Origin of the sequence: Methylobacterium nigriterrae (assembly GCF_037106235.1) — a bacterium.
Taxonomy (GTDB): domain Bacteria; phylum Pseudomonadota; class Alphaproteobacteria; order Rhizobiales; family Beijerinckiaceae; genus Methylobacterium; species Methylobacterium nigriterrae.
The window spans coordinates 1-1419 of record NZ_JBAWTG010000360.1 but is presented as its reverse complement, the minus strand read 5'-3'; the positions used below and the strand labels follow the sequence as shown (position 1 = coordinate 1419).

At 60.7% G+C, this 1419-nt stretch carries 1 protein-coding gene and 2 pseudogenes; all 3 read right to left on the bottom strand.

From position 1 onward, the window contains the following. Window positions 1-61 precede the first annotated feature (61 nt). Complete coding sequence (locus WDW90_RS37065; protein ID WP_336492715.1) at window positions 62-865, bottom strand: ferredoxin reductase domain-containing protein; 804 nt, start codon at window positions 863-865, stop codon at window positions 62-64. A gap of 165 nt (window positions 866-1030) precedes the next feature. Beyond that, window positions 1031-1168, bottom strand: a pseudogene (locus WDW90_RS37060) (4Fe-4S binding protein); the annotation flags it as partial. Between the two features lie 129 nt (window positions 1169-1297). Further along, window positions 1298-1419, bottom strand: a pseudogene (locus tag WDW90_RS37055) (cytochrome c); the annotation flags it as partial.

The window sequence follows — 1419 nt, the reverse complement described above, 5'->3', positions numbered from 1 at the left end:
CTGCCCGCTCGCGAACCTCAGGGGAGAAAGGTGGGATATGCTTCGTCATGGCTCCAGTCTCTCAAGAGTTGGAGCCTCCGAAAATCCCGGAGCGGTTCAACTGCCGCAAGGCGGGCCAGTTGATGCCATGCTCTTGACTGATCTCTGCCAGTGCCATGTCCACGCCCTGCTCCAGACCGCGCGAGCCGCAAATGTAGATATGTAGGTGCTCGTTCCGAAGCATGGTGGCGAGGGACCCCCCTCTCTGACGCATCCGATCCTGGACATACTCCCTATCCCAGCCCGCCGTCTGGGAGTAGGTCAGCTCTCTTGTGGGAAGAAACTCAGGATTGGACAGAAGCGACTCAAGGGTAGGGAACATCTGCGGTGTGCGCGTGCCGAAGAACATGTGCTGTCGCCCCAGTGCATTCGGAGCCGTGCGCAGCCGGCGCTGCAAGAATCCGCGGAACGGCGCCCGACCCGTGCCCGTCCCGATCATCAGCAACTCGGCCTCTGGGTCGTCGGGCAGGAGAAAGGTTTCCCCGAACGGTCCCACCACCTCGATCCGGTCTCCGGGGCGGAGATCGCACAGCCAATTCGACGCGACGCCGCGGAACACGCTTCCGTCTGGCCGTGAGCCGATCACCCGCTTGACGAACAAGGCCATGGTGCTGGTTCCCGGCTCTTCCCCATCTCGCGCGCTCGCGATCGAGTAGATACGCAGGCCGCGCGGCCTGCTGTCGGATCGCTTACCCGGCGGGACCACGCCAATGCACTGTCCCTCCAGGAAGGGAAATGCGACAGCGCCAAAATCTATGACGATCAGCCGGACCTCCGATGCCTCTTCCTCCTGCGTCAGTCGCTTGCTGCTGACAACCGTCGCCACAGCCGGGGCCTCGCGCCTGAAAAGCTGGGTGGGTGGCCTCAGGCTGGATGGGCTTTCAGTAGTTCTCGGTGGCAACTGATGCCAGCCCAGTTGCTCAGCAAGGGTATACGGACGGTTGACCATAAACCAGTTGTCGACGGCCCCTGTTGGGCAAGGCCGGACACACGCCAAGCAGAAATTGCAAATGTCTGCATTGACGACGTAGTTGCGTTCGTCATGGCTGATAGCGCCGGTTGGGCAACGCCGTTCGCACGTGTTGCACCGGATGCAGGTCTCTGGGTTGATAAGATGCTGCTCACGCAACAAGACCTAGTTTCCCTGCTGTATTATGAAGCGTGCCAAAATTACGCAGGCCTGACACGTTCAAAGAAGCGCGCAGGTGAGCTGCGGGAATCCCAGTTGATCGCGCCGCTGCTTTCCAAAGGTTAAATGTTAATACGTGCTGGCCAGATACTCGGCGATGGCCTTGCCGTCGGCTTCGCCGATGGGGGCGTGGTAGACCTTGATCATCTTGGTCACCTCCGCGTCCCAGAACGCCTTGCCCTTCTTCGGCG